Raw genomic sequence first — 820 nt, 5'->3', positions numbered from 1 at the left:
CCGGTCCTCATCAGCATCTGCAGCAGGCGGAGTGGCGCGCCATCGAGCAGGGACTTCCATTAGTTCGATCAGCGAACACCGGAATCTCAGCCGTGATCGACCCTGTCGGCCGCATCGTCGCGCAACTATCTCTCGGCACCGAAGGCGTGCTCGACGCCATGCTGCCTATTGCGTTGCAGCCCACGATCTATGCGAGATTTGGCGACATTCCTGCCGCAATCCTGTTAGTGCTCGCCCTGAGCACGGCCGTTCGCAGACGTGTTGCTCAAAAGCTTCCCTGACGACAGCAAGATTCTGTTTCTTTCCGGGGGCGTAAGATTTTTTTTGACATCCAAAACCCCAAGTGTTGACAGATAGCTGCTGCAATTCGCATTCTCGCGCGGCAGCATGATCCGCTCAGTTCGCTGCTCGACCGTCCATCGTTAGTACGACATGCGAGCAGAAATTGACGGTGTGAGCGCCTGAGGCATACTGCGACCGCCTCGTTCCGAGGCCCTGATTCTAAGGAGTTGAGAGATGTCGACGAAAGCGCCCAACCCTGTTGACAAGCATGTCGGCAGCCGGGTGCGGATGCGCCGTATCATGTTGGGCATGAGCCAGGAAAAACTTGGTGAGGCTCTCGGTCTCACGTTCCAGCAGATACAGAAGTACGAAAAAGGCACCAATCGAGTCGGCGCCAGCCGGATCCAGCAGATCTCCGAAGTCCTGCAGGTCCCTGTCTCGTTCCTGTTCGAAGGCGTCCCCAGCGGCGGGACCAATGGTGAAGCTTTCGGCGAGGGCGCCTCTCCGGCCTATGTATCTGATTTTCTGGCAACCTCCG

The 820-nt window shown here is 57.7% G+C and carries 2 protein-coding genes; both read left to right on the top strand.

The features are described 5' to 3' along the window. Positions 1 to 281 (top strand): nitrilase-related carbon-nitrogen hydrolase (locus tag BRAS3809_RS32220; RefSeq protein WP_283805784.1); only part of this gene is annotated, 281 nt, incomplete at its 5' end. Positions 282 to 516: 235 nt separating this feature from the next. Beyond that, positions 517 to 820: helix-turn-helix domain-containing protein (locus tag BRAS3809_RS32215; protein ID WP_035659956.1), on the top strand; the 304-nt coding region annotated here is incomplete at its 3' end.

This window comes from Bradyrhizobium sp. STM 3809 (assembly GCF_000239795.1).
Lineage (GTDB): Bacteria > Pseudomonadota > Alphaproteobacteria > Rhizobiales > Xanthobacteraceae > Bradyrhizobium.
This window is presented reverse-complemented; position numbering and strand designations above follow the sequence as displayed.